Origin of the sequence: Streptomyces sp. SID486 (assembly GCF_009865385.1) — a bacterium.
Taxonomy (GTDB): domain Bacteria; phylum Actinomycetota; class Actinomycetes; order Streptomycetales; family Streptomycetaceae; genus Streptomyces.
The window spans coordinates 1-3,933 of the sequence record NZ_WWJT01000378.1 but is presented as its reverse complement, the minus strand read 5'-3'; the positions used below and the strand labels follow the sequence as shown (position 1 = coordinate 3,933).

The window sequence follows — 3,933 nt, the reverse complement described above, 5'->3', positions numbered from 1 at the left end:
GGCCGCTGAGGGGCCGGCGAGGCGCGCGGGCTGCGGGCGCCCGCCCGGCCCCTACCCGCCCGACCCGCCCCGGCTCCCGCTCAGGAGCCGACGATGCGGCGCACGTTGTCGACCGAGCCGCAGCCGGCCTTCAGCCGGCGCTCGCGCTCCCGCAGGAACGCCGCGCCCAGCTCCGCGCGCCGCTCGGCCGTCACGTTCTCGCGCGCGCCGTTGAGGATGGTGCGCTCCTCCTCGTCGGCGTGGTGGGTGATGGCCTTGACCAGTTCCTCCAGCTTCGCGTCCCACTCCTCGGAGCCGACCTCCTCGACCTCCAGGAGGTCCAGCAGGGCCTTGTTGCCCTCGTCGTGCTCGTGCTCGCCGTGCTCGACCTCCTCGTCGTCGATGTCCTTGTACCGCTTGAGGGCGGGATAGACCTCGGACTCCTCGGCCAGCGCGTGTGCGACCAGCAGGTCGGCGAACTCCTCCAGCGCGGCCGCGCGGTCGGCTTCGACGCTGCGCATCCGGCGGAAGAGCTCCTCCATGCGCCGGTGGTCCCGGAGGATGAGCTCGACGACGTCCTGTGTCTGGGTCATGGGGCAGTCCACTTTCGCGCGAACGGATGGGTGACCACCGCTTACCCCCGCCCGTCACGTTGATGGCCCTGCGGCCCCGCCGTCACCCCGCCCCTGCGGCCCGGTCCCCCCGCGCGCTGTACCTTCGTCCTCACGCGGATGAGGAGAGTGAACGTGAGCAAGTTCGTGCGGCCGGCGGCCGAGGGTGCCGACCCCTTCGGGACGGCCCGTCTGCGGCGCGGTGTCCTCGACGCCTGGGCGACCAGCCCCGCCCGGTTCCGGGAGGACGCCAACGCCGAGGAGGACCTCGTCCTGGGCGGCTACCGGGACCGGCTCGTCGTCGAGCTGGCCCAGAACGCCGCCGATGCCGCCGCGCGCGCCGGGGCGCCCGGGCGGCTGCGGCTCACCCTCCGCGACGGGGTGCTCGTGGCCGCGAACACCGGCGCCCCGCTGGACGCGACCGGTGTGGAGTCGCTGTCCACGCTCCGGGCCTCCGCGAAGCGGGACACGGCGGCCACCCAGGGTGCCGTCGGGCGGTTCGGGGTCGGTTTCGCCGCCGTGCTCTCGGTGACCGACGAGCCGGCGGTCGTGGGCCGGCACGGCGGCGTGCGCTGGTCCCTCGCCGAGGCCCGGGAGCTGGCCGCCGGCACCGCCCGGCACAGCCCGGGACTGGGGGACGAGGTGCGGCGCCGGGACGGCCATGTGCCCCTGCTGCGACTGCCGTTCGCCGCCGAGGGCACCGCTCCGGAGCCCTACGACACCGCCGTCATCCTGCCCCTGCGGGACGCCGCCGCCGCCGATCTCGCCGAGCGGCTGCTGGCCGCTGTGGACGACGCCCTGCTGCTGGCCCTGCCGGGGCTGGAGGAGGTCGTCGTGGAGGTCGGCGACGAGACGCCGCGCACGCTCCGCCGCCGTACCGACGGCCCCTTCACGGTGGTGGAGGACTCAAGGGACGGCACCACGAACTGGCGTTCCGTCTCCGCGCACGGACCGCTCACCCCCGACCTGCTCGTGGACCGGCCGGTGGAGGAGCGGCTGCGCCCCCACTGGTCGGTGACCTGGGCGGTGCCCGTCGACGCCTACGGCGCCCCGGTCCGGCTGCGGACGAGTGCCGTCCTGCACGCGCCGACCCCGAGCGACGAGCCGTTGGGCGTACCCGCGCTGCTCATCGCCTCCTTCCCGCTGGACACCACCCGCCGGCACGCGGCCCCGGGCCCCCTCACCGACTTCCTGGTGCAGCGCGCGGCCGACGCCTACGCCGAACTGCTCGCCGGATGGCGGCCGGTGGGGGCGGGCATCATCGACCTGGTCCCCGGGCCGCTCGGCAGGGGGGAGCTGGACGGGGCGCTGCGCCAGGCCGTGCTGGAGCGGCTGCCGCGGGCCGCGTTCCTGCCGCCGGCGGTCGAGGCCGCGGACGACGACGAGCTGCCGGAGGCGCTGCGGCCCCGGGACGCCGAGATCGTGGAGGGCGCCGGCGCCGACACCGTGCGGGTGCTGGCCGAGGTGCTGCCGACCCTGCTCCCGGCGGGGCTGGAGCGGCGCGTGGAGCTGCGCACCCTCGGCGTCGCCCGGCTGCCGCTCGCCGACGCCGTCGACCGGCTGGCCGGGCTGGAGAAGGAGCCGGGGTGGTGGTGGCGGCTCTACGACAGTCTCGCCGGGGTCGACCCCGAGCGGCTGTCCGGGCTCCCCGTGCCGCTCGCGGGGGGCGGTTCCCAGACTTTCGGCTCCGGTGGCGGCCGGACCACCATCGGGCCCCGGCAGGTGCTGCTGCCCACCGCGGACGCGGCCCGCATCGACACGGACGTCCTGGGCCGGATCGGGCTGAAGGTCGCCCACCCGGAGGCCGCGCACCCGCTGCTGGAGAAGCTGGGCGCGCTGCCCGCGACGCCGCGGGCGGTGCTGACCACTCCGCAGGTGCGGGCGGCCGTGGCGGGCTCCCTGGAGGAGGACGGCGGCCCCGTCTGGGAGGAGGACGCGCCGGACGCCGAGGAGCTGGCCGAGACCGTGCTCGCCCTGGTCCGGGACGCGGGACTGGAACCGGGGGAGGAGCCCTGGCTGGGCGCTCTCGCGCTGCCCGACGAGGACGGGGAACTGGCGCCCGCCGGTGAACTGGTCTTTCCCGGCAGTGCCTTCGCCCGGGTGATCCGCGAGGGCGAGCTGGCCACCGTGGACGAGGACCTGGCCGAGAAGTGGGGCGAGCAGCCGCTCGCCGCGTGCGGGGTGCTCGCCGACTTCGCGCTGGTGCGGGCCACCGACGTGGTCCTGGACCCGGACGAGCTCGAGCCCCGCGAGGGCGACTACGCCGAGCCGGACGACGCGGGACTGCTGGACGCCGTGGACGTGTGGTGCGAGGACATCCTCGACCGGTTCCCGGACAGCCCGGTGCCGCCCGTAGCCACCGAGCTGGTCGCCGTGCGCGACCTGGACCTGGTGGACGACGACCACTGGCCCGAGGCGCTGTCCCTGCTGGCCCGTCCGCCGCTGCGGGACGCGCTGACCCAGCCCGTGCGCGTGCTGCTGCCGGACGGCACCCATGAGGTCGTACGGCCGTACACGGCGTGGTGGCTGCGCGGGCACCCGGTGCTCGACGGGCGGCGCCCGGCCGGACTGCTGGCGGCCGGCGGGGACCCGCGCCTGCGCGGGCTGTACGACGAGGCCGACGCCACCGGGTTCGCGGACGAGCAGGTGCTGCGGGCGCTCGGTGTACGCACCTCCGTGGACGCGCTGCTGGACGAGCCCGGCGGCGCCGCCGAGCTGCTGGACCGGCTCGCCGACCCGGAGCGGACGGTCTCGGCCGGCCAACTCCACGCTCTGTACGGCGCGTTGGCGGAGCTGGATCCGGAGCGGGTGACCCTGCCGGAGGAGCTGCGGGCCGTCGTTGACGGGCGGGTGGAGGTGGTCCAGGCCGGTGCGGCCGTCGTGGTCGACTCGCCGGACCTGCTGCCGTTCACCTCGGGCGTGCCGCTGCTGCCGGTCCGGCCCGCGCGCGCGGCCGAGCTGGCCGAGCTGTTCCAGGTGCGCCGGCTGAGCGAGTCCGTCACCGGCGAGGTGCACTCCGAGGGGGCCGAGCACGACGTGCCGGAGCCGGTGCGGGTGCTGCTCGGGCCGCGGACGCCGGAGACGTACGTCGAGCACGAGGAACTGGTCGTGGACGGCGTGGAGATCGACTGGCGGCTGACCGGCGACGGCGTCCTGCACGCGGCCACCCTGGAGGGGGTCGCGGCGGGGCTGGCGTGGGCGGCGGGACAGTGGCCGAGGCGGTTCGAGGTGGCCGCGCTGCTGGAGGATCCCTCCCGCACCGAGGAACTGGCCCGGGACCGCTGGTTCGACTGACGCGCGGCCGGCCGGCACGAGCGGTGCCCGCGGGCGTGCGCCACGGGCG

At 76.4% G+C, this 3,933-nt stretch carries 2 protein-coding genes; one reads left to right on the top strand and one right to left on the bottom strand.

Annotated features, from left to right (window positions below; translation table 11 throughout):
* Positions 1-80: 80 nt before the first annotated feature.
* Positions 81-572 carry a hemerythrin domain-containing protein gene (locus GT045_RS17875; protein WP_161334780.1) on the bottom strand — a complete coding sequence of 164 codons (492 nt, stop codon included), beginning with the start codon at positions 570-572 and terminating at the stop codon, positions 81-83.
* A gap of 153 nt (positions 573-725) precedes the next feature.
* Between GT045_RS17875 and GT045_RS17870 the strand changes: the two genes are divergently transcribed.
* On the top strand, positions 726-3,884 hold the full coding sequence (locus tag GT045_RS17870; RefSeq protein WP_161334779.1) for a molecular chaperone Hsp90: 3,159 nt from the start codon (positions 726-728) through the stop codon (positions 3,882-3,884).
* Positions 3,885-3,933: the final 49 nt, after the last annotated feature.

Coding starts and splice junctions, on each gene's coding strand:
- GT045_RS17875 (WP_161334780.1), bottom strand. CDS start 572: ATGACCCAGACACAGGACGTCGTCGAGCTCATCCTCCGGGACCACCGG.